The organism is Actinoplanes sp. NPDC000266 (assembly GCF_042899005.1).
In the GTDB taxonomy this organism is placed as follows: domain Bacteria; phylum Actinomycetota; class Actinomycetes; order Mycobacteriales; family Micromonosporaceae; genus Actinoplanes.
In genome coordinates this window covers 76,930-100,684 of sequence record NZ_JBIAZI010000018.1, presented here as the reverse complement: position 1 = coordinate 100,684, position 23,755 = coordinate 76,930, and the positions used below count along the sequence as shown (strand labels likewise).

At 70.3% G+C, this 23,755-nt stretch carries 26 protein-coding genes; 11 read left to right on the top strand and 15 right to left on the bottom strand.

What is annotated here, in order from left to right; genetic code table 11:
• Positions 1 to 19 precede the first annotated feature (19 nt).
• Complete coding sequence (locus tag ACFY36_RS47415; RefSeq protein ID WP_499752504.1) at positions 20 to 658, top strand: class I SAM-dependent methyltransferase; 639 nt, start codon at positions 20 to 22, stop codon at positions 656 to 658.
• Here the strand turns inward: ACFY36_RS47415 and ACFY36_RS47410 are convergent.
• Positions 637 to 1,125 carry a YcxB family protein gene (locus ACFY36_RS47410; RefSeq protein WP_499752503.1) on the bottom strand — a complete coding sequence of 163 codons (489 nt, stop codon included), beginning with the start codon at positions 1,123 to 1,125 and terminating at the stop codon, positions 637 to 639. The two genes, ACFY36_RS47415 and ACFY36_RS47410, sit on opposite strands and share 22 nt — an antisense overlap.
• Before the next feature lie 75 nt (positions 1,126 to 1,200).
• Positions 1,201 to 2,061, bottom strand: coding sequence for an LLM class F420-dependent oxidoreductase (locus ACFY36_RS47405; protein ID WP_499752502.1), 861 nt, complete (start codon positions 2,059 to 2,061; stop codon positions 1,201 to 1,203).
• A 33-nt stretch (positions 2,062 to 2,094) separates the two neighbouring features.
• Between ACFY36_RS47405 and ACFY36_RS47400 the strand changes: the two genes are divergently transcribed.
• Positions 2,095 to 2,358, top strand: a complete 264-nt coding sequence (locus ACFY36_RS47400; RefSeq protein WP_499752570.1) for a YciI family protein — start codon at positions 2,095 to 2,097, stop codon at positions 2,356 to 2,358.
• Here ACFY36_RS47400 and ACFY36_RS47395 read toward each other — a convergent pair.
• Complete coding sequence (locus ACFY36_RS47395; RefSeq protein WP_499752501.1) at positions 2,355 to 2,900, bottom strand: phosphoribosyltransferase; 546 nt, start codon at positions 2,898 to 2,900, stop codon at positions 2,355 to 2,357. The two genes, ACFY36_RS47400 and ACFY36_RS47395, sit on opposite strands and share 4 nt — an antisense overlap.
• A gap of 100 nt (positions 2,901 to 3,000) precedes the next feature.
• On the opposite strand from ACFY36_RS47395, the gene ACFY36_RS47390 reads away from it, so the two are divergent.
• Positions 3,001 to 4,131 (top strand): PP2C family protein-serine/threonine phosphatase, encoded by a 1,131-nt coding sequence (locus ACFY36_RS47390; protein WP_499752500.1) that lies wholly within the window; start codon positions 3,001 to 3,003, stop codon positions 4,129 to 4,131.
• Here ACFY36_RS47390 and ACFY36_RS47385 read toward each other — a convergent pair.
• Complete coding sequence (locus tag ACFY36_RS47385) at positions 4,128 to 4,319, bottom strand: hypothetical protein (protein ID WP_498693580.1); 192 nt, start codon at positions 4,317 to 4,319, stop codon at positions 4,128 to 4,130. The two genes, ACFY36_RS47390 and ACFY36_RS47385, sit on opposite strands and share 4 nt — an antisense overlap.
• Positions 4,320 to 4,604: 285 nt before the next feature.
• Between ACFY36_RS47385 and ACFY36_RS47380 the strand changes: the two genes are divergently transcribed.
• Positions 4,605 to 6,461: an acyl-CoA dehydrogenase gene (locus ACFY36_RS47380; protein WP_499752499.1), complete on the top strand. Its 1,857-nt coding sequence runs from the start codon at positions 4,605 to 4,607 to the stop codon at positions 6,459 to 6,461.
• Positions 6,462 to 6,527: 66 nt separating this feature from the next.
• On the opposite strand, the gene ACFY36_RS47375 is transcribed toward ACFY36_RS47380, so the two are convergent.
• Together ACFY36_RS47375 and ACFY36_RS47370 are read right to left on the bottom strand one after the other, a co-directional pair.
• The gene (locus ACFY36_RS47375) at positions 6,528 to 6,767 is read right to left on the bottom strand and encodes a hypothetical protein (RefSeq protein ID WP_499752498.1); all 240 of its coding nucleotides are present in this window, start codon (positions 6,765 to 6,767) and stop codon (positions 6,528 to 6,530) included.
• An 11-nt stretch (positions 6,768 to 6,778) separates the two neighbouring features.
• Positions 6,779 to 6,994: a hypothetical protein gene (locus tag ACFY36_RS47370; protein WP_499752497.1), complete on the bottom strand. Its 216-nt coding sequence runs from the start codon at positions 6,992 to 6,994 to the stop codon at positions 6,779 to 6,781.
• A 259-nt stretch (positions 6,995 to 7,253) separates the two neighbouring features.
• Between ACFY36_RS47370 and ACFY36_RS47365 the strand changes: the two genes are divergently transcribed.
• Both ACFY36_RS47365 and ACFY36_RS47360 read left to right on the top strand, forming a co-directional pair.
• Positions 7,254 to 7,493, top strand: coding sequence for a hypothetical protein (locus tag ACFY36_RS47365; RefSeq protein ID WP_499752496.1), 240 nt, complete (start codon positions 7,254 to 7,256; stop codon positions 7,491 to 7,493).
• Between the two features lie 20 nt (positions 7,494 to 7,513).
• The gene (locus ACFY36_RS47360) at positions 7,514 to 8,401 is read left to right on the top strand and encodes a helix-turn-helix domain-containing protein (protein WP_499752495.1); all 888 of its coding nucleotides are present in this window, start codon (positions 7,514 to 7,516) and stop codon (positions 8,399 to 8,401) included.
• On the opposite strand, the gene ACFY36_RS47355 is transcribed toward ACFY36_RS47360, so the two are convergent.
• The gene (locus tag ACFY36_RS47355) at positions 8,398 to 8,919 is read right to left on the bottom strand and encodes a SixA phosphatase family protein (RefSeq protein ID WP_499752494.1); all 522 of its coding nucleotides are present in this window, start codon (positions 8,917 to 8,919) and stop codon (positions 8,398 to 8,400) included. The two genes, ACFY36_RS47360 and ACFY36_RS47355, sit on opposite strands and share 4 nt — an antisense overlap.
• An 87-nt stretch (positions 8,920 to 9,006) precedes the next feature.
• Here ACFY36_RS47355 and ACFY36_RS47350 point away from each other — a divergent pair, with 87 nt between their 5' ends.
• Complete coding sequence (locus ACFY36_RS47350) at positions 9,007 to 9,291, top strand: DUF6458 family protein (RefSeq protein ID WP_097326915.1); 285 nt, start codon at positions 9,007 to 9,009, stop codon at positions 9,289 to 9,291.
• 61 nt (positions 9,292 to 9,352) lie between these two features.
• On the opposite strand, the gene ACFY36_RS47345 is transcribed toward ACFY36_RS47350, so the two are convergent.
• Positions 9,353 to 10,195 carry an SDR family oxidoreductase gene (locus tag ACFY36_RS47345; protein WP_499752493.1) on the bottom strand — a complete coding sequence of 281 codons (843 nt, stop codon included), beginning with the start codon at positions 10,193 to 10,195 and terminating at the stop codon, positions 9,353 to 9,355.
• 106 nt (positions 10,196 to 10,301) lie between these two features.
• Between ACFY36_RS47345 and ACFY36_RS47340 the strand changes: the two genes are divergently transcribed.
• Positions 10,302 to 10,679: a winged helix-turn-helix transcriptional regulator gene (locus ACFY36_RS47340; protein ID WP_499752492.1), complete on the top strand. Its 378-nt coding sequence runs from the start codon at positions 10,302 to 10,304 to the stop codon at positions 10,677 to 10,679.
• Here ACFY36_RS47340 and trhA read toward each other — a convergent pair.
• The gene (gene trhA, locus ACFY36_RS47335) at positions 10,658 to 11,335 is read right to left on the bottom strand and encodes a PAQR family membrane homeostasis protein TrhA (RefSeq protein ID WP_097326918.1); all 678 of its coding nucleotides are present in this window, start codon (positions 11,333 to 11,335) and stop codon (positions 10,658 to 10,660) included. The two genes, ACFY36_RS47340 and trhA, sit on opposite strands and share 22 nt — an antisense overlap.
• A 53-nt stretch (positions 11,336 to 11,388) precedes the next feature.
• Here trhA and ACFY36_RS47330 point away from each other — a divergent pair, with 53 nt between their 5' ends.
• The 3 genes from ACFY36_RS47330 to ACFY36_RS47320 are packed head-to-tail and all read left to right on the top strand — an operon-like array spanning position 11,389 to position 13,542.
• Positions 11,389 to 11,997 carry a 5-oxoprolinase subunit B family protein gene (locus tag ACFY36_RS47330; protein ID WP_499752491.1) on the top strand — a complete coding sequence of 203 codons (609 nt, stop codon included), beginning with the start codon at positions 11,389 to 11,391 and terminating at the stop codon, positions 11,995 to 11,997.
• Positions 11,994 to 12,818, top strand: coding sequence for a 5-oxoprolinase subunit C family protein (locus tag ACFY36_RS47325; protein ID WP_499752490.1), 825 nt, complete (start codon positions 11,994 to 11,996; stop codon positions 12,816 to 12,818). The genes ACFY36_RS47330 and ACFY36_RS47325 overlap by 4 nt, the downstream gene beginning before the upstream one ends.
• Complete coding sequence (locus ACFY36_RS47320) at positions 12,814 to 13,542, top strand: LamB/YcsF family protein (RefSeq protein WP_499752569.1); 729 nt, start codon at positions 12,814 to 12,816, stop codon at positions 13,540 to 13,542. Before ACFY36_RS47325 ends, ACFY36_RS47320 begins: the two co-directional genes overlap by 5 nt.
• On the opposite strand, the gene ACFY36_RS47315 is transcribed toward ACFY36_RS47320, so the two are convergent.
• From ACFY36_RS47315 to pdhA, 6 genes are all read right to left on the bottom strand, one after another.
• Positions 13,539 to 15,311, bottom strand: a complete 1,773-nt coding sequence (locus ACFY36_RS47315) for an NHL domain-containing thioredoxin family protein (RefSeq protein ID WP_499752489.1) — start codon at positions 15,309 to 15,311, stop codon at positions 13,539 to 13,541. The genes ACFY36_RS47320 and ACFY36_RS47315 overlap by 4 nt on opposite strands.
• Before the next feature lie 61 nt (positions 15,312 to 15,372).
• Complete coding sequence (locus ACFY36_RS47310) at positions 15,373 to 19,326, bottom strand: LppU/SCO3897 family protein (RefSeq protein ID WP_499752488.1); 3,954 nt, start codon at positions 19,324 to 19,326, stop codon at positions 15,373 to 15,375.
• A gap of 313 nt (positions 19,327 to 19,639) precedes the next feature.
• Complete coding sequence (locus tag ACFY36_RS47305; RefSeq protein WP_179855508.1) at positions 19,640 to 19,777, bottom strand: hypothetical protein; 138 nt, start codon at positions 19,775 to 19,777, stop codon at positions 19,640 to 19,642.
• A gap of 176 nt (positions 19,778 to 19,953) precedes the next feature.
• A complete protein-coding gene (locus ACFY36_RS47300; RefSeq protein ID WP_499752487.1) occupies positions 19,954 to 21,393 on the bottom strand; it encodes a dihydrolipoamide acetyltransferase family protein in 1,440 nt (479 codons plus the stop codon).
• 5 nt (positions 21,394 to 21,398) lie between these two features.
• On the bottom strand, positions 21,399 to 22,385 hold the full coding sequence (locus tag ACFY36_RS47295; protein ID WP_499752486.1) for an alpha-ketoacid dehydrogenase subunit beta: 987 nt from the start codon (positions 22,383 to 22,385) through the stop codon (positions 21,399 to 21,401).
• Positions 22,385 to 23,524: a pyruvate dehydrogenase (acetyl-transferring) E1 component subunit alpha gene (pdhA, locus tag ACFY36_RS47290; RefSeq protein WP_499752485.1), complete on the bottom strand. Its 1,140-nt coding sequence runs from the start codon at positions 23,522 to 23,524 to the stop codon at positions 22,385 to 22,387. Before pdhA ends, ACFY36_RS47295 begins: the two co-directional genes overlap by 1 nt.
• Positions 23,525 to 23,755 lie beyond the last annotated feature (231 nt).

The window sequence follows — 23,755 nt, the reverse complement described above, 5'->3', positions numbered from 1 at the left end:
GCAGGGGCAGAATGAACCCGTGACGAACTCCACGGGGACCTATTTGGACAGAACCAGGGCGGCGTACGACACGGTCGCCGCCACCTACGCCGAGTTGTTCAACGGCAGCTCAGTCGCCGAGTCGACCTGGGACCGGGCCGTGCTGGGCGCCTACGCCGAGCTCGTGACCGGGCCGGTGGCCGAGGTCGGCTGCGGCACCGGCCGCATCACCGCCCACCTGGCCTCCTTGGGCGTCGACATCCAGGGCGTCGACCTCTCACCGGCCATGGTCAGGGAGGCCGAGGCCGCGTACCCCCAGATCCCCTTCGCCATCGGCTCCATGCTCGAGCTGGACTTCCCCGACGCGAGCCTCGGCGGCCTGGTCGCCTGGTACTCGCTCGTGCACACCCCACCCGAGCTGCTGCCCACGGCTTTCGCCGAGTTCGCCCGGGTCCTGAGACCGGGCGGCCGCCTGCTGCTCGCCTACAAGTCCGGCGACGCCAAGCGGACCCTCTCCACCGGCTACGGCCACGACATCGACCTGGACGTCTACGACCATCCGCCGGCCCGGATGGCCGACCTGCTTGCCGCGGCCGGCTTCACCGAGACCATGCGTCTGGAGCGGGCGGCCGAGCCTCCGGAGAAACAGCCCCAGGCCTACGGCGTCTTCTTGAAGTAGCGGATCTGCAGGCCGTGGCCGGCGGCGGCGCCGAGGACCTCGTCGATCTGGGCAGGGGTCAGGCCGGCCGTCGGCACGGGCAGGAAGCGGGCCCGGGTGCGACCGAAGACGAGCTGGCCGGCCAGTTTGTCGACGGTGGTGAAGGCGGTCCAGGCGTAGGCGTGGCGGCTCTCGAGCGTGGAGAGGGCCAGGCCGCCGTCGCTGATCTCGTACGTCGTCAGGCGGCCCGCGTCCATGGCGCGGCGGGCGCCGGTGTTGACTAGAAGGAGGGGGATGCCTACGGCCAGGACCACGCCGAGCACGAGCAGGGGGATGTTCAGCCCGCTGCCGGTGATCTCGAGCAGGGCGGCCAGCCCGATCGCCACCCAGCCCGCCACCCGGGCGATCAGCATCGGGCGGCGCAGGCCGTGGCGCAGGGCGGTGACGACCAGCCGGGGGTCCGGTCGCGCGGTGATCTGCAAAAACACTCCTGAAATGTAACTTTTCGGAAGTGTCGGGCGCCATCGTCCGCTCGGCCGACCGGAAACCATCCGGAAGAAACCTCAGAAAAGGAGCTCCGCTATCCGGCGCCACTCGTCGCGGGGGAGGTGAGGGGCGGCGTCGGCGGAGAGGGCCTGGATCGCTACGTGGTCGGCGCCGGCCTCGAAATGGGACCGGACGCCGGCGCGGATGGTGTCGTCGTCGCCCCAGGTGACTGTCAGGTCCACTACGCGGTCGCTGCCGTCGGCGGTCAGGTCGGCGTCGGTTATGCCGAAGCGGCGCCACTGGTTGGTGTAGTTGGGGAGGGACAGATATGGCTTCAGGACGCGCCTCGCCACTGTTCGGGCCTGGGCGGGGTCGGTGCCGACGAAGACCTTCTGCTCGGGGATCAGCAGGCGATCGGGGCCCAGGATCTGGCGGGCTTCGGCGGTGTGTGCGGGCGGCATCAGGTACGGGAGGGCGCCGGCCGTGAGGTCGCGCGCGGCCTCCAGCGTCTTCGGGCCCAGGGCGGCGATCAGGCGTTCTTCCTGGGGGACGTCCCGCAATGTGCCGGTCAGGAAGGACTTGAGCTTGGTCAGGGGCTTGACGTACGCCTCGCCGACCGAGGCCGCCGTGGGGGCGTGGCCGGAGCCGACGCCCAGGTAGAAGCGGCCCGGGAAGTGGGCGTGCAGACGGAAGTGGCTGGCGGCCAGGGCGTCGCCGTCGCTGTGCCAGATGTCGACGATGCTGGTGCCTACGACCAGGGTCGACGTGGCGGCCAGGATGGCCTCGGCCAGGGACAGGTCGTCGGGTGGGCTGCCGCCGATCCACACCGCGCCGTAGCCCAGTGACTCGAGTTCCTGTGCCGCCGTGGCGACCACGTTCGCGTCGTCCGGCCAGACGCGGCCGGGCACCCAGATCCCGTACTGCCCGAAGTCGTTCACGAAATTGATCGTACGATTGCGGACGTGTATCTGATGATTTCGAAGTACGTCGTGCCGGTCGAGCAGGTCGACGCCGTGCGCGCCGAGCACCTGGCCTATGTGGACTCGCTGGAGGCGCGTGGGCTGCTCGCCTCGGCCGGGCGTCAGGATCCGCCGGTCGGCGGGGTGCTCGTGCTCAAGGTCACTGAGCGGGAGCGGGCGCTCGAGCTGATCGCCGAGGATCCGTACGTCAAGGCCGGCGTCGCGGAATACACGCCGGTCGGCTACATCGCCAACCGGGGGCTCGTCCGGGACTAGTTCGGTTCGATGTCGTCGCCGCTGAGCAGGCCCCGAATGGTCAACTCGCGGGCCACTGGCGGCGGCGTCTCGTCCACGATCACCGCAGTGCCCACGTATCCGGCGCCGAAGAGGCTTCGCAGGCCCCGGGCCTGGGCGCCGGTGGACGCCCAGTCGTCGACCACGAGCACGCGGTCCTCCGGCGTGAGCAGCTGGCGACGTACCCCCAAATGCTGTTTCTCCCCGCGATGGTCCGACGGGACCTCGGCCCAGATCATCGGCTCGGCGATCGGGCGGCGGGCCCCGGCCCGGTAGGCCTCGACGAAGCCGACGCCCAGCGCCCTCGCCACCAGCGGGCCGACCAGGAAACCGGTGACCTCCGGAGCGACCACCACGGTCGGGTGGTCGGCGCGGAACATCTCGGCCAGGCCGTCGCCGAGCTTGTCGAGGATCACCGGATCGCGCCACCAGCCGGAGCGGTCGCTCACCAGATATCCGCTGCCGTCGCCCGGATCGGTCCACCGGAAACCGGCCCTGAGGTGCTCACGCAAGTCGCTCGCCACGCCGACATCCTGTCATCGTGCGGCTGATCCCTTCCGCCGCGCGGTCAGAACCCGCTCAGACTACGGGTCAAGTTAGTGCAGTCCGTCGCTCTGATCGGGCATGCTGTGTCGCGTAACCATGCCTACTCTGCCGTCGGGCCGCCGCCGCCCGCTGAGCCCTGGATCCCGCGCCGGCCTCGGCGCGGCCGTCGTGCTGCTCGCGGTCGTGTCCGCGGTGGAGCTGGCCGACCCCAGCACGGCCGACTTCGTGGGCCTGTTCGCGGCCGTCCCCTTCCTCGCTGCGGTCTTCGCCTTCTGGCAGACCGTGCTCGTCGTCGGCATCATCGCGACGATCGCCGGGATGGCCTTCGTCGGCGCGGCCGGGCCGATCACCGTGGCCGGCATGGTCAACCTGCTCGGCATCCTGCTGGCCACCGGCATCGCCGCCGCCGTGGCCACCATCCGGCAGCGGCAGGACGACAAGATCGCCGAGTTGCAGCGGCTGGCCGCGGTCGCCCAGCAGGCCGTGCTGCGGCCGCTCGGGCCGCAGGTCGGCTCGCTTGCGGTGGCCGGCCGCTACATCTCGGCGACGGCCGCCGCCGACATCGGCGGGGACCTCTACGAGGCCCTCGACACGCCGTACGGGGTCCGCATCATCATCGGCGACGTGCGCGGGAAGGGCCTGGACGCGGTCCGTCTGGCCAGCATCGTCCTCGGCTCGTACCGTCACGTGGCGTACGAGCGCAATGATCTGAAAGCCATGGTGACCGACCTCGACCGGGCGGTCGCGCGCAGCGTCGGTGACGAGGATTTCGTGACCGCGGCGCTGGTCGAGGAGCGTGGCGGCACGCTCACGATCGTCAACTGTGGACATCCGGCGCCGCTGCTGCTGCGGCGGGGCCAGGTCATCCCGCTGGATCCGCCGGCGCCGGCGCCCCCGCTGGGCTTCATGCCCGAGGTGAAAGCGCTGGTCACCCGGCTCGAGCCGGGCGACCGACTGCTGCTGTTCACCGACGGGCTCGGCGAGGCCCGCCGGGAGGGCGAGTTCTTCCCGACCGCCGACCGGGCCTGGCGGCTGCTGGGCCACGGCACGGTCGGTGACGGGCTCGCCTCGCTCGAGACCGCCCTGGTCGACTGGGTGCACGGCCGCCTCGAGGACGACATCGCGCTGGTCCTGCTGGAATACGCGGGCCCGGACGACGGCGCGACGATGCCGATGCCGAGCTGGGAGGTCGGCGCCGCCGGCAGTTAGGCGGCGGCGATCTCTTCGGTCTTGCCTTCGAGAACCGACTCCTCGGGGACCGACTCTCCGGTCGGCGGAGCGGGCGCGGGAGAGACCGGTACGGGCACCGGTTCCGGCTTGCGGTGGCGCCCGACGTAGTGACGTGGCTGGTCCGCCTGGCGAGGCTCCGGAATCAGGCTCTTGATCGTGGCGAACATGCGCGCCCCCTTGGCGGCTTGAATGAACGTCTATCCACAGCAACGAGCCGAGGAACCCTCCGATACGTGTGGGGCGCATGGGAGCACGCAAATAGCCGAACGGCTGTCCTGCTGGCCACCCGATCGGAGTCGTTTGATGTTCGAACCGACGGACAGACCCCCACACACGGGTGGTCGGTCACGAAACGGCTTGCGGGTTGTCCGCCTCTACCGATCAGTAATACAGTGGGAGTTACTGACGGGTAACTCCAAGACTCGCGGCGTTCGGAGAGCGGGGCCAGCAGCATGACTCACTACAAGGGCAACCTTCGGGACCTCCAGTTCAACCTGTTCGAGGTCTTCGAGGCTGATCGTGCGTTCGGCCAGGCGCCGTACGAGGACATCGACGCGGAGACCGCCAAGGACGTTCTTTCCGAGGTGAACCGCCTCGCCACCGAAGACCTCGCGGCCAGCTACACCGAGGCCGACCGCAACCCGCCGGTCTTCGACCCCGCCACGCACACCGCGCCGATGTCGGAGTCGTTCAAGAAGTCGTTCGAGCAGTGGATGGCCTCCGAGTTCTGGCGTCTCGACCTGCCGGGCTCCCTCGGCGGCACCCTCGCCCCGCGCGCCCTGTGGTGGGCGCTGGCCGAGAACATCCTCGGCGCCAACGCCCCGGTCTGGATGTACTCCTCCGGCCCGTCCTTCGCGCACGTCGTGCACGAGGAGGGCACCGAGGAGCAGAAGCAGTGGGCGAAGCTCTTCGTCGAGAAGCAGTGGGGCTCCACGATGGTGCTCACCGAGCCCGACGCCGGCTCCGACGTGGGCGCCGGCCGCACCCGGGCCATCGCGCAGCCCGACGGCTCGTGGCACATCGAGGGCGTCAAGCGCTTCATCACCTCGGGTGAGCACGACCTGAGCGACAACATCGTCCACTACGTGCTGGCCCGCCCGGTCGGCGTGGAGGGCGTGGGCGGCCCCGGCACCAAGGGCCTGTCGCTGTTCATCGTGCCGAAGTACCACTTCGACGCCGAGACCGGCGAGCTGGGCGAGCGTAACGGCGTCTACGCCACGAACGTCGAGCACAAGATGGGCCTCAAGGCCTCCAACACGTGCGAGATGACCTTCGGCGAGCACGGCACACCGGCCAAGGGCTGGCTGCTGGGCGAGAAGCACGAGGGCATCCGCCAGATGTTCATGATCATTGAGTACGCCCGGATGATGGTCGGCACGAAGGCGATCGCGACCCTGTCCACGGGTTACCTGAACGCTCTCGAGTACGCGAAGAACCGCGTACAGGGCGCCGACCTGGTGCAGAACGACAACAAGGCCGCCCCGCGCGTCACGATCACCCACCACCCCGACGTGCGCCGCTCGCTGATGCTCCAGAAGTCGTACACCGAGGCCCTGCGTGCCCTGGTCATCTACACCGCGACCTGGCAGGACAAGGTGGCCATCGCCGAGGCCGCCGGCGACACCGCCGCCGCCAAGGCCGCCAGCAAGGTCAACGACCTGCTTCTCCCGCTGGTCAAGGGCGTCGGCTCCGAGCGGGCGTACGAGCTGCTCGGTCACGAGTCGCTGCAGACCTTCGGCGGCTCCGGCTTCCTGCAGGACTACCCGCTGGAGCAGTACGTCCGCGACGCGAAGATCGACACCCTCTACGAGGGCACCACGGCGATCCAGAGCCTCGACCTGATCTTCCGCAAGATCGTGAAGGACCAGGGCCGTTCGCTGGCCACCCTGGCCACCGAGATCCAGTCGTTCATCGAGAGCGAGGCCGGCAACGGCCAGCTCAAGGAGGAGCGCCTGGCCCTGGGCAAGGCTCTGGGCGAGCTCCAGCAGATCCTCGGCGTGACCATGGGCTGGCTGGCCGCGGTGCAGGGCGGCGAGACCCGCGAGCTGTACAAGGTGGGCCTGACCTCCCGCCGCATCCTGCTCGCCCTGGGCGACGTGGTCCTGGCCTGGCTGCTGCTCCGCCAGGCCGACGTGGCCCTCAAGGCCCTGGGCCGCGAGGTCTCGGCGGCCGACAAGAACTTCTACGAGGGCAAGATCGCCGCGGCTCGCTTCTTCGTCCGCGAGATCCTTCCCCGCATCGGCTCCGACCGCCGCATCATCGAGAACACGAACCTCGACCTGATGGACCTCTCCGAGGACGTCTTCTGATCTCCGGCTAGCAGAACGGCGAGGGCCGGTGGACTACCAAGTCCGCCGGCCCTCGCCGTGTCCGGTTCATGGGCTCGTTCGTTCCTTCCGGCAACGGCGCGCCGCCACCGCGGCGCGCAGAGCCGGCCAGAGTCTCAGCCGTCTACCACGATCAGCGGCGGCGATGAGTTCGGCCAGTTGCGCCCGCTCGTGAGGCGGCACCATCGTGATCACGAGCAGCAGAGGCACGGACGCGGCCAACACCTCGGTGAGAGCGACCAGCGCGACCAGTAGGGCGACCAGGCCCATAACTGTGTAAGCGGACATTTCTCCTCCGATCACTGGGTTACGGCGACTGCGACGACGAGTGCCAGGGCGACGCCCACGGCGAAGACGACAACGGCCGCCGCAGCGGCCGACTGGATGATCGCGCCTATCGGTCTGATGGCCCGCGTGGCGAAGCGGAGGGCCACGACCAGACAGGCGCCGGCCATGAGGAGGAGGACTTCGGGACGATCCATCAGGGCCAGGAATTGCGGCTGCTTGTCGATCATGACTGCCATCCAAGAGCCGTAGCTGGACTGTTACTCACAGTGTGTATTCACCCTGCGTGAATATCCAGCGAGTTCATTCTGTGCTAAGTGGATCGTCTTGAGTATCGATCTGCCATGTGGCAATGTGTGAGCACTCACCTTGCCATGCGGCACTCCGACGGGTTACAAGCTCGTCCGAATCGTCCCGGTATGCTATTACTTTTTCACCTAATTTTCGGACTCCCGCGAGGGATGTCTCATCTTTGAATAGGGTTCTCTGGTGACTAACTCATTCGAGGAAGCCGGTGAAATCGGCTCCGGCGGATCATCACTCAAAGTGATCGCAAATCGCTGTGCCGCCGGCTCGTGCCCTACGATCTACGAGGCGGGCAACGGCTCGCTCGTGGTCCAGGGTTTTACCGTGAGAACGCAGGACACCGGCATCGACCTCCCCGACGGTGAGGGGCTTGTCGAGATTCCCGTGGAACTGCTGGCGGAAGCGATGCGCAACCTGTCCTGACACAACCTCGGGGGTGCTAGGTGTCATCGGCTCCGGGCACCCCCGCCGACTCCGAGGAGCCGGTGGGGGCCGCACTGGCTCGCATGCGGCGTGAGCGAAATCTGACCGGCGCGACGGTCGCCGAGCGGGTCGGCATGAGCCAGCCCAAAATCTCCCGGATCGAGCGGGGGAAGGGCGCCGCTGATCCCGAGGACGTTGCCCTGATCGCTCGCACCCTCGGCGCCAGCGAGAGCGAGACCCAAGCTCTGAAGGAGCGGGCCGAGCGGGGCGAGCGCGCGTACAACCGGCTCACCGATTGGCGCCCGACCTCGGCCAATCTCGCCGGCCGGCAGTCCACTCTCGCCGAGTGGGAGTCGAACGCGAGCGAGATTCGGGATTTTCAGCCGGCGTTGATAACAGGTCTCTTACAGAGCAGCGGTTACGCGCGTGCCGCTCTGGCGGGCTTTCAGCTCGCACCGCGGAGCGGGAACGCGACCCAGAACAGAGAGGCCGGGCTCCGGAACGCGGTGGCGGCGCGGATCGGGCGCCAGGAAGCTCTGGCCGACGGCACCAAGTCGTTCCACTTCGTCTTTCTCGAGTCGGTGCTGCGTAACCGGATATGTTCCCCGGTCGACATGCTCGCCCAGATCAGCAGCCTGCGCGAGCTCAACGATCTACCGAACGTGCGCATCGCCATCGTCCCGGACGATGCCGAGATCGAGGTGCCCGCGCTGCACGGCTTCGTCGTCTACGACGAGGACCTCGTGGTGATAGACCTGTTCAACACCGGCCTGACCACCCGCGGCCGCCGTGACGTGGCCGAGTACCGCGAAGTGTTCGAGGCCTTCGCGCGCCATGCCACCGCCGACGTTCCGGCGACCTTGGCCCGCTATCACGACTACTACCTGGCCCAGATCGAACGAGGCTAGCCGCGGGCGGTGTGTCGCTCGATCAGGTGCATCGACTTGGGCTCTGTGGTGGACCATTGGCCGTCCTCGCGGTGGACGGCCAAGCCTGCTGTCTTGAGGGCCACGTCGACGCCGTCGTACTGGGCGTCGGGGATCAAGAGCAGGGAGACCTCGGAGACGGTGGGGTTGTGGCCCACCACCAGGACCGTGTGGACCGCGTCGGGGACCGTGCGCAGCAGGTCGAAGACCTCTGTGCGGCCTCCGAAGTAGAGGGACTCCTCGTAGCGCACCTCGGGAGCGCCGCCGCCCGGCTTGGCCTGGGCCAACGCGATCGAGACGCCCTGCCAGGTCTGGCGGGTGCGGGCGGCGGGGGAGCAGAAGACCAGGTCGGGGTGGAGGCGCTCGTCGGCCAGCCAGGCGCCGGCGGCGTCGGCGTCGGTCTCGCCACGCTCGGTCAGCTTGCGGTCGAAGTCCCGTTGATCGTCGCCGATGATCTCGGCCTTGGCGTGGCGGAGCAGAACGAGCGTCCGTGCGGTCATGGGGACAGCTTGCCTGATTGAGGAAACGGGCGGGTGGGTAACCCATCATCAACGCATTGACCCCGGTGATGATCAAGGAGGCCCGTGATGGGCATCGGCGGCAGCATCTTCCTGCTGGCGGTAGGCGCGATTCTCGCGTTCGCCGTCAACGCGGACATCAGCGGGCTCGACATCAACATCATCGGCTGGATTCTGATGGCCGCCGGTCTGGTCGGGCTCATCATCACGCTCTGGTACTGGAACAGCCGTCGCCGCACTGTGGTGACCCGGCAGACCGCCGCTCCCGTGGTTGCTCCCAACCAGCAGGTGCGCAGCGAGTACCGCGAGACCCGTCGCGAGGACGCCCCGCCGCCCCCGCCTCCGGGTTACTGATTGAAGACTCGCGACGCCGGCCGGCCGCTTCCCCCCTAGCGGCCGTGCCGGCGTCGCGCGATCAGAGAGCGGCCTTGATGGCCGTCGCCACCGGCGTGGCCGGACGGCCGAGCAGCTTCTCGAGGTCGTCGCGGGGCACGAAGAGCGCGCCCGACGCGGTGGCCCGGTCCACATCGGCGAAGACGTCGGCTGCCTCGCGCGGCAGGCCCACGCTGACCAGCAGCTCGGTGTACTTGTCGACGTCGAGGTCGGTATAGGTCACCGGCTTGCCGGTCTGCCGGGAGATCTCGGCGGCCAGCTCGGCCTTGGTGAGGGCCTCGCCGCCCAGCTCGTACGTCCGGCCCTCGTGCCCCTCGCTCTCCGCGGCGACGAGGACGGCCGCGGCGGCCTCGGCGAAGTCGGCCCGGGTGGCCAGGCTGATCTTGCCGTCGCCGGAGGCGCCGACGAGGCCCTGCGCGACCGCCTGGTCGAGCGGGTAGTTCTCGATGTACCAGCCGTTACGCAGGATGACGTACGGAAGCCCGGAGTTCTTGATCAGTTTTTCGGTGACCGCGTGCTCGCCGGCGAGCTTCATGTCGGTGGTGTCGGCCTTCGGCGCGCTGGTGTAGACGACCAGCCCGACGCCGGCGGCCTTGGCGGCCTCGATGACGTTGGTGTGCTGGGGAACCCGCTTGCCGGGCTCGCTGGCCGAGATGAAGAGGAGCTTGTCCGCGCCCTCGAAGGCGGCCCGCAGCGCCTCCGGGTCGTCGTACGACACCTTCTTGACCGTGATGCCGAGGTCGGCGATCTTCTCGACCTGGCGCCCGATGCCGACGATGTCGGCGGCCGGTACGCCCTTGGCCAGCAGGGACTCGATGGCGAGGCGGCCGAGGTGTCCGGTGGCGCCGGTAACAACGATGGTCATGGGGAGCTCCTCTGACGTTCTTGATCTGCCAGTAGGAGCCAACATGCCTGGTCAGGGATCACTTCCCATTCGATAGTAGGCACCTTGAAGTGCAATACTTACTCGCATGGAAGTGACGGCGTACGCGAAGGACTGCCCGAGCCGGCAGATCCTCGACCGGATCGGCGACACGTGGAGCGTCCTGATCGTGGTGATGCTGGCCGACGGGCCGCAGCGCTACACGGCGCTGTCGAAGAAGATCCAGGGCGTGAGCCCGAAGATGCTCACCCAGACGCTGCGCGGCCTCGAACGTGACGGCCTGATCATCCGTACCGTGCACGCCGAGGTGCCGCCGCGCGTCGACTATCGGCTCACCGACCTCGGCCAGAGCCTGCTGGGCCTGGTGCGAGGGCTGGAGCTATGGGCCGAGACCCACATCGAAGATGTCCAGAACGCACGCTTCCGCTATGACAACCCGGGAGTTCAGGCGTACAGCGCGAAGTAGATCGCGATGTGGTGGCAGAGGGCGGCCACCAGCGTGCAGGCGTGGAAGAACTCGTGGTGACCGAAGACCGTGGGCCACGGGTTCGGCCGGCGCAGCGCGTAGAAGACGGCGCCGACGCTGTAGATCACGCCGCCCACCGCGAGCAGCACGAGGCAGGTGACCCCGCCGGTGTGCAGGACGTCGGGCAGGATCGCGACGGCGCCCCAGCCCAGCGCGAGATAGAGCGGCGCCCCGGCCCAGCGCGGGAGATGGGGCCAGATGGTCTTGAGGGCGACGCCGCCCAGGGCTCCGCCCCAGATCAGTGAGAGCATCAGCGTCGCCTTGCCCGGGTGCAGCAGCAGGACGCAGAACGGCGTGTACGTGCCGGCGATGAATATGAAGATCATCGAGTGGTCGGCCCGCCGCATGATCTGGTAGCCGCGTTCGCTCCAGACCCGCCGGTGGTAGAGCGCGCTGATGCCGAACAGGCCACAGACGGTCGCGCTGTAGATCAGGACACTGAAGAACGGCGAGAAGCCCGGTCGGCTGAGCGCGATCGAGCACAGCACGATGCCGCCGACAACGGCGACGAAGAACGCATACTGATGCAACCGGCCGCGCAGACGCGGCTTGCCGAGGTCGGCCGGCTTCATCCGGAACGGTGCGGAGGTCGTCACGACTCCAGGTTACGGTATCGTAAGTTACTGGCAAGTAGAGCGAGGATGTCGTGATGAGGTTACGACAGGTCGGCGCCACCGCGCTGCTGATCGAGTGCCGCGACTCCGATCACGTCGAGGCCTGGCGCCGTGAGCTCTGGCGCCGGCGCGAAGAGGGCGACCTGGCGGTGATCGACATCGTTCCGGGTGCTGACACAGTGCTGCTCGACGGCGTCGCGCCGGGCACGGTCTCGCTTCTGTCGGGCTGGGCCGAGCCGGATGCGGCGTCGGCCGTCGAGGGGCCGCTGGTCGAGGTGCCGACGGTCTTCGACGGCGAGGACCTGGCCGACGTCGCCTCACTCTGGCGGGTGACGGTGGACGACGCGATCGGCCGGCTCGTCGAGATCGAATTCACGGTTGCGTTCAGTGGCTTCGCTCCCGGTTTCGGTTATTTGCGAGGTCTTCCGGAGGAGTGGGCGGTTCCCCGGCTCGCCGCTCCGCGGCCTCGCGTGCCGGCCGGCTCGGTCGCCCTCGCCGGGGCTTACTGCGGGATTTATCCCTCGGCCTCGCCGGGCGGGTGGCGGCTGATCGGCCGCACGGGTCTGGAGCTATTTGATGTACGCCGGGAGGAGCCGGCCATCCTCAGTCCAGGAACCCGCGTGAAGCTCGTGCCGACCTCATGATCACGGTGACGCGGGCCGGCCCGCTGACGACGGTGCAGGATCTCGGGCGGCCCGGGTACGCCCATCTCGGCGTCCCCCGGTCGGGAGCGCTCGACGGGCCGGCCCTGACGCGGGCCAACGCGCTGGTCGGCAACCCGGCCGGCGCGGCCGGGCTGGAGACCACGCTGATGGGGTGCGCGCTGCGGTTCGAGAAGGCGGCCCGGGTCGCGGTCACCGGGGCGACGGCGGTCGTGAAGCTGGACGGCGACGCGGCCGACGGCGTGATCGAAGTGCCGGCCGGTTCGGTGCTCGACATCGGCCGGGCCACCGCGGGCGTGCGGTCGTACATCGCGGTGGCGGGTGGGATCGACGTCGAGCCGGTGCTGGGCAGCCGCTCGGCCGACACGCTGTCGGGCCTGGGGCCGGCCAAGCTCACGGACGGGACGGTGCTGCCGATCGGATCGGCCACCGGGACGGTGGCCGACGGTGGTTCGCCGGCTAAGTACCCGGCCGAGCTGGAGTTGGGAGTGTGGCTCGGGCCGCGCGACGACTGGTTCGAGAGCCGGGAGCTGTTCGAGAACCCGTACAAGGTCAGCCCGATGAGCAACCGCATCGGCTGCCGGCTGGCCGGCAGCGCCCTGACCCGCGCCAAGGCCGGCGAACTGCCCTCCGAAGGAGTGGTGCTGGGCGCGGTGCAGGTGCCGGCGGACGGGCAGCCGTTGATCTTCCTGGCCGATCATCCGACGACCGGCGGCTACCCCGTGATCGGCGTGGTCGACGACGTGACGCCGCTCGCGCAGGCCCGGCCGGGTACTACGGTTCGGTTCCGTGCCCTCCATTGACCTCAACGCCGACCTCGGCGAAGGATTCGGCCGGTGGCGCCTCGGCGACGACGAGGCGCTGCTCGACATCGTGACCTCGGCCAACGTGGCCTGCGGCTTCCACGCCGGCGACCCGTCGACCATGCGCCGCGTCTGTTCAGCGGCAACCGCCAAGGGCGTGGCGATCGGCGCCCAGGTCGGCTATCGCGATCTGGCGGGCTTCGGGCGACGGCGGATCGAGTACGAGCCGGACGAGCTCCGCGACGACATCCTGTACCAGATCGGGGCGCTGAGCGCGTTCGGCCAGGTCGCGTATGTGAAGCCGCATGGGGCGCTCTACAACGTGGCGGCCGTCGACGAGGTGCAGGCGGGGGCGGTGGTCGCGGCGGTTCGGGAGTACGCGCTTCCGGTGTTGTGCCAGCCGGGATCGACGCTGGCGCGCTTGGCGGCGGCGGAAGGGCTGACGGTCGTGGGCGAGGGGTTCGCCGATCGTGGGTACCGGGCGGACGGGACGCTTATGCCGCGCTCTCAGGCGGGTGCCGTGCTGCACGAGGCCGAGGCGGTGGTCACCCAGGCCGTACGGATGGCGGTTTCTCGCGTGGTTTCCACCACCGACGGGGAGGTGGTGCCGGCGCCGGTCGCCTCGATCTGCGTTCACGGGGACACACCGGGCGCGGTCGACCTGGCCGCCCGGGTCCGTGCGGGGCTGCACGAAGCCGGGCTGACCGTCACGCCGTTCGCTTAGGACTCGTCCAAGCCTCGAAGGATCAGGGGAAGGCGGTCGGGGCCGTCGGTGGTGACGACGATCGGGACCCCCCAGTCCTGGCGGGTCAGGTGGCAGGCGGCGAACTCGACGTCGACGTCGCAGGTGGCGGCCTGGGCCACGACCTGGAGGATGCCCTTGGGGACGTCGGGGTTGATCACCAGCGGGCGGGACAGGTCTGTGGTGACGCCGGCGCCTGACAGCAGCAGCTCGGGTGGGGAAGCGGAGACCTCCAGGCGGGTCGACGGGCCGAACTGGGTGTCCAGTTTCTGGCCGGGAGCCGGCGTGAAGATCACGTCCAGGGTCAGTTCGCCGGGGGCGACCGGTGACGGCGGGCGCTCGGTGCGGTGGCGTTCGCCGGCCACGCTCTGCACGGCGCCGGGGGCCAGGTGGGTCAGGCGGTGGGCGGCCGACTCGACCACGATCACGTCGCCGGTGGAGGTGACGAGCACGTCGCTGGGCTCGGCCAGGCCGGAGTCGACGGTCGAGACCGTCTCCGCGGTGGGGTCGTATCGGCGGATCGCGCCGTTGTAGGTGTCGGCGATCAGGACCGAGCCGTCGGACAGAGCGGCCACGCCCAGCGGATGCTGGAGCAGCGCCTCCTTGGCCGGGCCGTCCACGTGGCCGAAGTCGAACAGGCCCTGGCCGACGGCGGTGTGCATGACGCCGGCCTCGATGTAGCGCAGGGCCGAGGTCTCGCTGTCGGCGATCCACAGGCGGTCGCCGCCAACCGAGAGGCCGGACGGCTGGGCCATCCAGACGTCGGGGATCGGGCCGTCGCGCAGCGACTCGACCGTCGTGCCGGCGTACACGCCGACCGTCCGCTTGATCGGGTCGAACCACCACAGCTGGTGGATGCCGGCCATCGCGATGATGACCTTGTCGTCGAACCAGGCCAGGTCCCACGGCGAGGACAGGTCGGTGGCGAGCGCGTCGTGCGGGTGCTCGTCGACGGCCGAACGCCACGGGCGGCCCGACCCGGCGACCAGGGTGATCTCGCCGTCGGCCAGGTGCAGGCCGCGCAGCTGGTGGTTCACGGTGTCGGCGACGACCACGTCGTAGCCGGCGGTGGCGGCGACGTCGGACGGGAGAAGCAGGAGGCCCTGCGGCTCGTTGAACGGGCCGAACCGGCGTACGAGCGTCTCGCCGTCCGCCTCGACCTCGGCCACCGAATGGCCGGTGGAGTCGCTGACCAGCAGGTTTCCGGTGGGCAGCTCGATCGCCTTGCCCGGGAAGCGCAGAAGCGTGTCGGGCGCGGGCGGGGGCACATAGGGGCCGTCGCCGCGGTGCAGCGTGCCGTCCGCGGTGTGCTTGGTGATCAGCTCGTCGATCAGGCGGGACAGGCCCTCGGCGTGGCCCTCGCCGGCCATCGAGGCGACCAGATATCCGGTCGGGTCGACCACGGCGATGGTGGGCCAGGCCTTGGCCGCGTACTGCTGCCAGAGATGCATGTCGCCGTCGTCGACGACCGGGTGGTGCACGCCGTAGCGCTCGACGGCGGCGGCCAGCGCCTTCGGGTCGCGCTCGTGCTCGAATTTCGGCGAGTGGACGCCGATCACGACCAGGGCGTCGCCGTACTTCTGCTCGAGCGGCCGAAGCTCGTCGAGCACGTGCAGGCAGTTGATGCAGCAGAAGGTCCAGAAGTCCAGGATGACGATCTTGCCGCGCAGATCGGCGAGGGTCACATCCCGGCCGCCGGTGTTCAGCCAGCCTCGGCCCCGGAGCTCCGGCGCCCGCACACGTCCAGTCATCCGACCATCGTGCCGCACCGGCATCGCCGGCACGGCACGAAGGTGGTCAGGATGACAACCGTCAGCTGTTGGGCTTCAGGCAGAGGACCTGCGACTTGCCGTCGCCCGTGGTGGTGAGCACGGACGGGTTGGCCGGGTCGGCGCACTGGGTCTTGTCGTCCACGATGGAGACGACCTGGAAGGTGCCGCTGCCACCGCAGTCGACCTTGACCGCGGCCGTGCCGTCCTGCTTGACGCAGTCGCCGGTCTTCATGGCGGCCTCGTTGTTGTCGCCGGCGACCAGGAAGACCAGGCCGAAGACGACACCGAGCAGCACGATCGCGCCGAGCACGATGGCGAGCAGGATCGGGAACACCCGCACGTGCGGCGTCTCCGGCTTCGCGGCCGGGGCGTCCGGCTTGAAGCTGTCGAACTTGCCCTGCTCAGACTCGGGCCCCGGCCAGCTGGTGGTGTCGTTCGGGCTGGGCGGGGTCACCGTGGCCCGGCTGGCCGCGCTGCCGAACCCGCCGCTGGTCTCGGGCCCGAAGCCGCCGCTCGTGTCGGGCCCGCTGCCCGGCACGAAGCCGCCCGGCTGGCCACCGTTCGGCCCGCCGAAACCGTTGATGCCCGGAGGCATCGGAGGAAGAGCGGGAGCAGGCACGTACGGCTGCTGATCGCGCCCGGCAACGTCGGTGGTCATCTCGTTGAACTGATCGGGCCGAGCGCCCGGGCGCTCACCGAAGGGCGAGGCGCCGTTGGCCGGCTCACCGGGTCGGGCCCCGAACGGCGAGTTGCCGTTCGGCGAATCCCCCGGTCGCGGTCCGAAGGGCGAATTACCTTGCTGGCCGTACGGGGAATCGCCCTGCCCGAACGCAGAGTCACCCTGCGGTCCGAACGGCGAGTCGCTGGGCTTGCCGTACGGGGAATCGCCCTGCTGTCCGAAGGGAGAGTCGCTCTGAGCGCCGAAGGGCGAGTCACTCTGCTTGCCGTACGGGGAATCGCCCTGCTGTCCGAAGGGAGAGTCGCTCTGAGCGCCGAAGGGCGAGTCACTCTGCTTGCCGTACGGGGAGTCACCCTGCTGGCCGTAGGGCGAGTCGCCCTTCGGGCCGAACGGCGAGTCGCTGGGCTGGCCATAGGGCGAGGCGCCCGCGGGCGAGCCCGGCGGGGTGCCGTAGGGGGAGCCGCTGGACGGCTGCTCCTGGGCCGCGCCGAACGGGGAGCCGCTGGCCGGGGCGCCGTAGGTGCCACCGCCGTAAGGCGAGCCCTCCGAGCCGCCGCCGGCGGGGGTGCCGTAGGGCGAGCCTTCCGAGCCGGGGCCCGTGGGATTGCCGTAAGGCGTTCCCTCCGAGCCGGGGCCCGTGGGATTGCCGTAAGGCGAGCCCTCCGAGCCGGAACCGGCCGGGGTGCCGTAGGGCGTGCCCTCCGAGCCGGGGCCCGCGGGAGTGCCGTAGGGCGAGTTCTCCGAGCCGGTGCCGTACGGGGAGGTGGTCTCGGCGGAAGCGCCGGCCGGGAACGATGCCGCGGCGGCGCCGGTGGGTGAGACGCGGGCGCTGGCCCGGGCCGGGGACTGCGGGGCGACGCCGGGCGTGCCCGGTTCGTCCTGCTGCTGGCCGAAGCCCTCCTCGGGGCGTGCGGTGAACATGCCCGTCGGCTCACTGAAGTCGGCCGCCGGCTGGAACTCCTGGGCCGGGGCCGAAGAGGCGCCCTCCTGGTCGGACTCGGCCGGCGCCGGACGGCCGTACACCCGCGCCTGCGGGCTGGCCGTCTGCGGCGGCAGTTCGGTGGCCTCGACCGGGGCGACCCGGTTCGTCGTCGGCACCGAAGCGCTGGCCGTGACCGGCCGCGCCGAACCGACCGCAGCCGATCCGGCGGACGCCGATCCGGCCGAAGCCGATCCGGTCGATCCGACAGCGGGCGAGCCAAATGCGCCCTGGCTGGCCGACCCGTATGCGCCCGAGCCGGCGGAGCCGTCTGAGGTCGATCCGTAGGCGCCCGAGCCGTCTGAGGCCGATCCGGTCGACCCGTATGCGGCCGAGCCGGCGGAACCGACCGCGGGTGAGCCGGTCGATCCGTACGTGCTTGAGCCGACAGAAGCGGAACCGGTCGAAGGCGAGCCGGAAGCGGGGTCGACCGAAGCCGAGCCGGGCTGAAGCTCGGAGGGGTCGCGCGGCTGCGGCACCGATCCGTTGCGGGAGTCGGAGCCGGTCAGGGCGCCGAGCGCGGCGCCGGGGACCCGCTGCGGATATCCACTCGGGCTGTCGCCGGCCGGCTCGGGGCGCCGGTAGGGGGCGTGCTCGTCGGGCGCCTCGCCGGACGGGCCGTCGCCGAAACCGGAGCCGTAGGCCGGGGCCTCGGAGCGCGGGGGCGCGCCGTACGGCGACTCGGCGGCGGACTGGTCGAACGGGCGGGCCGAGCCGTACGTGCCGGTGGCCGGCTGTGCGCCGGAGTTCTCCTCCGCCGAGCCCTCGCCGAAGGGCGCCGGGCGAGCGGAACCGTAAGCGCCCGCCGCGGGCTGGGCCGATCCGTACGGCGAGTCGGACTGTGCCGATCCATATGGCGAGTCCGGCTGGGCCGATCCGTATGCCGCGGCGGCGGCCGGTGGCTGGTCACCCTGGCTGCTGCGGCCGAACGGGTCGGGCAGGGCCGGCGCGCCGCCGCCGGGGGCACGGCTGGGCAGGTCGGAACCGCTGGGGGCACGGCTCGGCAGGTCGGAGCCGGCTGGAGTGCGGCTGGGCAGGTCAGAGCCGGCCGGGGTGCGGCTCGGCAGGTCGGATCCGGCGGTGCCGGAGCGGCCGAAGGGATCGGCGAACGGCTCGGACCGGTACGGGTGGGGCGGGATCTCCTCCTGCGCGGAAGGCGCGGACGGAGCGCCGCCGCCGAACGCGCTGAAGCCGCCGGACGGAGGGCCGTCGGGGGACGACTGGGTGCGGATGGGCAGGTCGCCGCCCTGCTGAGGAACGGCCGGCTGTCCCTCGGGCTCCTGGCCGCCGGGCGTGCCGCGCAGCGGGAAGCCGCCACTGCCGCCGCCTCGGGTCGGGAAGGCCGAGCCGCCGCCACCGGCGCCGCGCAGCGGGAAGCCGCCGGCGGGGTCGGCCGCGGCCTGGGACTGCTGGGGCTGAGGCGGGACCGCCGCCGCGGCGGCCGGGCGCGCGGCCTCGGGAGCTCCCGTCGGGCGCACCGACGGCGGGGCGTCGGGCAGATCGGTCAGGGTCGCGCCGGGCACGCGCACGCGCTGGTTGTCGAAGGCCGAGACGCCGGGAGGCCGTCCGGTGGACGGGTCGCCGGCGCCACGACTGGGAAGGTCACCGAAGCTGGGGCCGCCGCCCGGACCGGGGCCGCCAAGACCGGGGCCGCCAAGACCGGGGCCGCCAAGACCGGGGCCGCCAAGACCGGGGCCGCCAAGACCGGGGCCGCCAAGACCGGGCCCACCGAAACCGGGGCCGGACTGGCTGGGGCCGGACTGGCCGAGACTGCCCTGGTCGGGGCCGGACTGGTCACGACCGGCCTGGCCGGCCGCGAAGCCGTTGAAGCCTTCGAAGTTGTCCACGGTGCCGCCCGGGTTCGCGTTCCGCTGCGGGAGCGGGGCGCCCTGGCGCTGGACGAACTGGTTTTCCGAGTCGGGGGTGGAGCGCACCTGCGGCGCCCACGCCGAGTCGCCGGGGGTGACCGAACCGTACGGCGAGGCGCCCCCGCGCTGTGGCAGCGCGCCACCCTCCTCGGGCTGCGGCACGCGGGCTGAGCCGTAAGGGGTCCCGCCGTGGCCGTCAGAGCCGCCGGAGGAAGGGCCGCCGGAGGAAGGGCCGCCGGAAGAGGGACCGAAGGAGGAGACCGCGGGCACCACGAACGGCGAGCCGCCGTTCGGCGTGGCCTGCGGGGGCGGGCCGTACGAGCTGGGGAAACCATCGGCGGGCGGCTGCGCGGACGCTCGGCCCGCAGCCCGCTGACCGTCGGTGTCCGGCGGGAAACCGTCCGACGTGGGTCCGCCCGACGTGGCCTCGGCCGGTCGCGAACCGGCGTAATGCCCCTCGGACGTCATGAGCGCCTCCTCATACATTTCGGCCGTGCCGGGCTTTGCACGGACGCGGCCTGCCGGCGGGCGCCGGAGACCGTGCCCAGCTCTGAGGCCAGGCCGTGCGGGATTCGCGGGCCGGAAACAAGGCCGTGAACCCCGGCCCCCGTGCCGACCGGCCGAGCCGGCTCGTTGGCCGTGCCCAACCGTACCGGGCGAGGGCGGCAGGAGGAATCCCGGTGTACGTCCGGAAGGGGACCGATCGGAGATCTTTAAGCGTGACGTGAAAATGCAAACGGCCCGTCCGGAGTGAATCCGGGCGGGCCGTGGCGCCGTGGGGTCAGAAGTTGCGGCGCTGGGCCATGAGAGCGATCTCATCGCGCATCGACTGGGTGGGTGCGCTCATCCACGCCCGGTCGATGGCACGGTTCTCGCGGTTGATCATCCGGCGCCGGCGGAGGCGGTCGGCGATGCTCATTGCTAAGTCACTTCCCTTTTGCGCCGGGATCATCCGGCCACATCGTGGTGCTCGTCTCGGTAAGTCCATTGTGCTACTCACCGAGACGAGCTGCCATCGATTTAGGGGGTGACGTCGAGCACGTACCTAACGATCGTAGGTCAAGAAAACCGGTTGCCTACGCATCTTCGGTGTGCCTAGCTCCAGGAGAGCAGCGCCCCCTCGGGATCGGCGAGGAAGTCGCCGATGTCGCGGAGGAATTTCGAGCCCAGCTCGCCGTCGATGATCCGGTGGTCGAAGGAGAGCGACAGGGTGGTGACCTGGCGCGGCTTGACCTTGCCCTTGTGCACCCACGGCATCGCCTTGATCGCGCCGAAGGCCAGGATCGCCGATTCGCCCGGGGGCAGGATCGGCGTGCCGGTGTCGACGCCGAACACCCCGACATTGGTGATCGAGAGCGTTCCGCCCGACATGTCGGAAGGAGGCGTCTTGCCGGATCTTGCGACCTGGACCAACGTGTTCAACGCCTCGGCCAGCTCCCGCAACGTGAGACGCCCGGCGTCCTTGATGTTGGGAACGATGAGGCCACGTTCGGTGGCCGACGCGATACCGAGGTTCACGTACTCCTTGACGACGATCTCGTTCGTCGTGCCCGACCAGGTCGAGTTGACCATCGGGTGGCGCTTGACGGCGAGCAGCACCGCCTTGGCCACCAGCAGCAACGGCGAGATTCGGACGTCGCGGAACTCGCGCCGGGCCTTGATCTTCTCGAGCGCCTTCATCGATCGCGTCACATCGATCGTGAGGAACTCGGTGACGTGCGGCGCCGTGAAGGCCGACGCCACCATGTTCTCCGCGGTGAGCTTCCGCACGCCCTTGATCGGGACGCGCTGCTCGCGGGACGCGTCGAAGACCGCCGCGGCCGGAGCGGTGGTCACCGTGGGTGCCGCGGTCGCTGCTTGCTGTCGCGCTGACGCGGCCTGGTGTACGTCGTCACGACTGACCGAACCCATCGGACCGGTCCCGGTGATCGCGGCGAGGTCGACGCCGAGATCGCGGGCGAGCTTGCGGACCGGCGGCTTGGCGAGCACCGGGCCGGCCGTCCGCGCGATCGGAGCCGGAGCCGGAGCCGGCGTCGGAACGGGAGCGGGCGGCGGGGGCGGGGTTACTGCTTCTGTCGGCGCCGCTACGGGCGTACCCAAGCGGGGTCGTCGTTTTGCCGCAGTTGTCCGTGGTCCGTAACCGACCAGAACCGGTGTGCGCCCGGCGTTGGGCGCGGGGCTGCCGGCCATGCCCGGCTCGACGGCGCCCTCGGCCGGCGCGATCTGCACCGCCGCGAGCGACTCGGCCGACGGCACCGGGCCGTCGAAGTCGGGCAGCGGACCGGCCGACGGGTCGGTGTCGATCGCGATGATCGGCGCGCCCACCTCGACCGTCGTGCCGGCCTCGAAGAAGATGCGGGCGACCACGCCGCCCCACTTGGCCGGGATCTCCACGGCCGCCTTGGCCGTCTCGACCTCGACGATCGGCTGGTTGAGCTCGATCGTGTCGCCGACCTTGACCAGCCAGGACAGGATCTCGCCCTCGGTGAGACCCTCGCCCAGGTCGGGCAGGGGGAACTCCTTGATCCGGGACATCGGCGTCACCAGCCGAACGAACGGTCGACGGCGTCCAGCACCCGATCGAGGTCGGGAAGGTATTCCTCCTCGACCCGGGCCGCCGGGTACGGGATGTCGTAGCCGGTCACCCGCAGCACTGGGGCCTCGAGCGAGTAGAAGCAGTGCTCGCTGACGCGGGCCGCGATCTCGGCGCCCAGGCCGATGTTGCCCGGCGCCTCGTGCACCACGACCGCGCGGCCGGTGCGCTTGACCGACTCGTACACCGGCTCGTAGTCGATCGGGGAGAGCGACCGCAGGTCGATGACCTCGAGGTTGCGCCCGTCCTCGGCCGCGGCGGCGGCCGCGTCGAGCGCGGTGCGGACCATCGGGCCGTACGCGATGACGGTCGCGTCCGCGCCCGGGCGTACCACCCGCGACTTGTGCAGCGGATAGGCGCCGGCCAGGTCGGCGCCGAGGTCGACGTCGCCCTTCTCCCAGTAGCGGCGCTTCGGCTCGAAGAAGACGACCGGGTCGTCGGAGGCGATCGCCTGCTGGATCATCGTGTACGCGTCCGCGGGGTTCGAGCAGGTCACGACCTTGAGGCCGGGAGTGTGCGCGAAGTACGCCTCGGGGGACTCGGAGTGGTGCTCGACCGCTCCGATGCCGCCGGCGAACGGAATGCGGATCACGATGGGCACCTTGACCTTGCCCCGCGAGCGGTACGACATCTTCGCCACCTGGGTGACGATCTGGTTGTACGCGGGGTAGACGAACCCGTCGAACTGGATCTCGCACACCGGCCGGTATCCCCGGATCGCGAGGCCGACGGCGGTGCCCACGATGCCGGCCTCGGCCAGCGGCGTGTCGATGACCCGGTCCTCGCCGAAGTCCTTCTGGAGGCCGTCGGTGATCCGGAAGACGCCGCCGAGCTTGCCGACGTCCTCGCCCATGACGACGACCTTGGCGTTGCTCTCCAGCGAGCGCCGCAGGCCGTGGTTGAGCGCCTTGCCGAGGGTGATGTTCTCGCTCATCAGTGCCCGCTCCCCTCGAACGAAGCCTGGTAGTCGGTGAACTGCCGGCGCTGCTCGTCGAGATCGGGCGAGCCGTTCGGATAGACGTGGTCGAACATGGTGACCGGCTGCGGGTCGGGCATCGCCAGCACCCGTTCGCGCAGGTCGAGGGCGAGCTGCTTGGCCGCCTCGTCGGCCTCGGCGAAGAAGCCGTCGTCCGCGATCTTCTGCTTGGCCAGGAAGGCCTTGAGCCGGGAGATCGGGTCCTTGGCCTTCCACGACTCGACCTCGCTGGCGATCCGGTAACGCGTCGGGTCGTCCGAGCTGGTGTGCGCGCCCATCCGGTAGGTGTACGCCTCGATCAGCGTCGGGCCCTCGCCCTGGCGGGCGCGGTCGAGCGCCGCGCGGGTGACCGCGTAGCTGGCCAGCACGTCGTTGCCGTCGATGCGTACGCCCGGGAAGCCGAACCCGGTGGCCCGGCGGTAGAGCGGGATGCGGGTCTGGCGCTCGAGGGGCTCGGAGATGGCGTACTGGTTGTTCTGGCAGAAGAAGACGATGGGGGCGTTGAAGACGCCCGACCAGACGAACGCCTCGTTGACCTCGCCCTGGCTGGTGGCGCCGTCGCCGAAGTAGGCGATCACGGCCTCCCCGTCGGGGCTGCCGGTCTTGCCGTCCATGGTCACGCCCATCGCGTAACCGGTGGCGTGCAGGGTCTGCGCCCCGATCACGATCGTGTAGCCGTTGAACTTGTGCTCGTTGGCGTCCCAGCCACCCTGGTCGACACCGCGGAACAAGCCGAATGGCATGATCGGGTCGATGCCGCGGGTGTAGAGCACGCCGTGCTCGCGGTAGGTGGGGAAGGCCATGTCCTGCGGGCGCAGGGCCCGTCCGGAGCCGACCTGGGCCGCTTCCTGGCCGAGCAGGCTGGCCCAGAGGCCGAGCTCGCCCTGCCGCTGGAGCGCGAGCGCCTCGCTGTCGAGCCGCCGGACCGTCACCAGGTCGCGGTAGAGCCCGCGGTATTCCTCGTCGGTGAAGTCGACGGAGTACGTCGTGCCGTCCGCGGTCGTGACGCTGTCGACGCGCTCCCCCTGTGGGGTGAGCAGTTGGACGAAGCCGCCTGCCGGTGCGTCAGCACCGACTTCGCTTTCGCCGTTCGCCATCGTGTCTCCCTGTTTCGTGTCAGCGCCGCGGCGGGTGTTGCCCGTCCACGCGGCGAACCGCCTCGGTCGCCGCGCCTGGCCCGGGTGAGGTTGCCGCGCAGCGTTTCGGCGCGGGCCGAGACCCCGCCGGGGAGTGACGGCCCCCACCTCCGCCCCGCTGATTCGGCGAAGCGACGGCGGCGGTGCCGTCGCACCCATCCTGACAGAGAACGTGAGCCCCGTTACAGGTCA

Excerpts from the sequence above, each read along its gene's own strand:
- ACFY36_RS47315 (WP_499752489.1), bottom strand. The coding sequence starts at position 15,311 with ATGACTGGACGTGTGCGGGCGCCGGAGCTCCGGGGCCGAGGCTGGCTG.
- ACFY36_RS47350 (WP_097326915.1), top strand. The coding sequence starts at position 9,007 with ATGGGCATCGGCGGCAGCATCTTCCTGCTGGCGGTAGGCGCGATTCTC.
- ACFY36_RS47310 (WP_499752488.1), bottom strand. The coding sequence starts at position 19,326 with ATGACGTCCGAGGGGCATTACGCCGGTTCGCGACCGGCCGAGGCCACG.
- ACFY36_RS47400 (WP_499752570.1), top strand. The coding sequence starts at position 2,095 with ATGATTTCGAAGTACGTCGTGCCGGTCGAGCAGGTCGACGCCGTGCGC.
- ACFY36_RS47390 (WP_499752500.1), top strand. The coding sequence starts at position 3,001 with ATGCTGTGTCGCGTAACCATGCCTACTCTGCCGTCGGGCCGCCGCCGC.
- ACFY36_RS47295 (WP_499752486.1), bottom strand. The coding sequence starts at position 22,385 with ATGAGCGAGAACATCACCCTCGGCAAGGCGCTCAACCACGGCCTGCGG.
- ACFY36_RS47355 (WP_499752494.1), bottom strand. The coding sequence starts at position 8,919 with ATGACCGCACGGACGCTCGTTCTGCTCCGCCACGCCAAGGCCGAGATC.
- ACFY36_RS47375 (WP_499752498.1), bottom strand. The coding sequence starts at position 6,767 with ATGTCCGCTTACACAGTTATGGGCCTGGTCGCCCTACTGGTCGCGCTG.
- pdhA (WP_499752485.1), bottom strand. The coding sequence starts at position 23,524 with ATGGCGAACGGCGAAAGCGAAGTCGGTGCTGACGCACCGGCAGGCGGC.
- ACFY36_RS47305 (WP_179855508.1), bottom strand. The coding sequence starts at position 19,777 with ATGAGCATCGCCGACCGCCTCCGCCGGCGCCGGATGATCAACCGCGAG.
- ACFY36_RS47345 (WP_499752493.1), bottom strand. The coding sequence starts at position 10,195 with ATGACCATCGTTGTTACCGGCGCCACCGGACACCTCGGCCGCCTCGCC.
- ACFY36_RS47385 (WP_498693580.1), bottom strand. The coding sequence starts at position 4,319 with ATGTTCGCCACGATCAAGAGCCTGATTCCGGAGCCTCGCCAGGCGGAC.
- ACFY36_RS47330 (WP_499752491.1), top strand. The coding sequence starts at position 11,389 with ATGAGGTTACGACAGGTCGGCGCCACCGCGCTGCTGATCGAGTGCCGC.
- ACFY36_RS47300 (WP_499752487.1), bottom strand. The coding sequence starts at position 21,393 with ATGTCCCGGATCAAGGAGTTCCCCCTGCCCGACCTGGGCGAGGGTCTC.
- ACFY36_RS47370 (WP_499752497.1), bottom strand. The coding sequence starts at position 6,994 with ATGATCGACAAGCAGCCGCAATTCCTGGCCCTGATGGATCGTCCCGAA.
- ACFY36_RS47340 (WP_499752492.1), top strand. The coding sequence starts at position 10,302 with ATGGAAGTGACGGCGTACGCGAAGGACTGCCCGAGCCGGCAGATCCTC.
- ACFY36_RS47380 (WP_499752499.1), top strand. The coding sequence starts at position 4,605 with ATGACTCACTACAAGGGCAACCTTCGGGACCTCCAGTTCAACCTGTTC.
- ACFY36_RS47325 (WP_499752490.1), top strand. The coding sequence starts at position 11,994 with ATGATCACGGTGACGCGGGCCGGCCCGCTGACGACGGTGCAGGATCTC.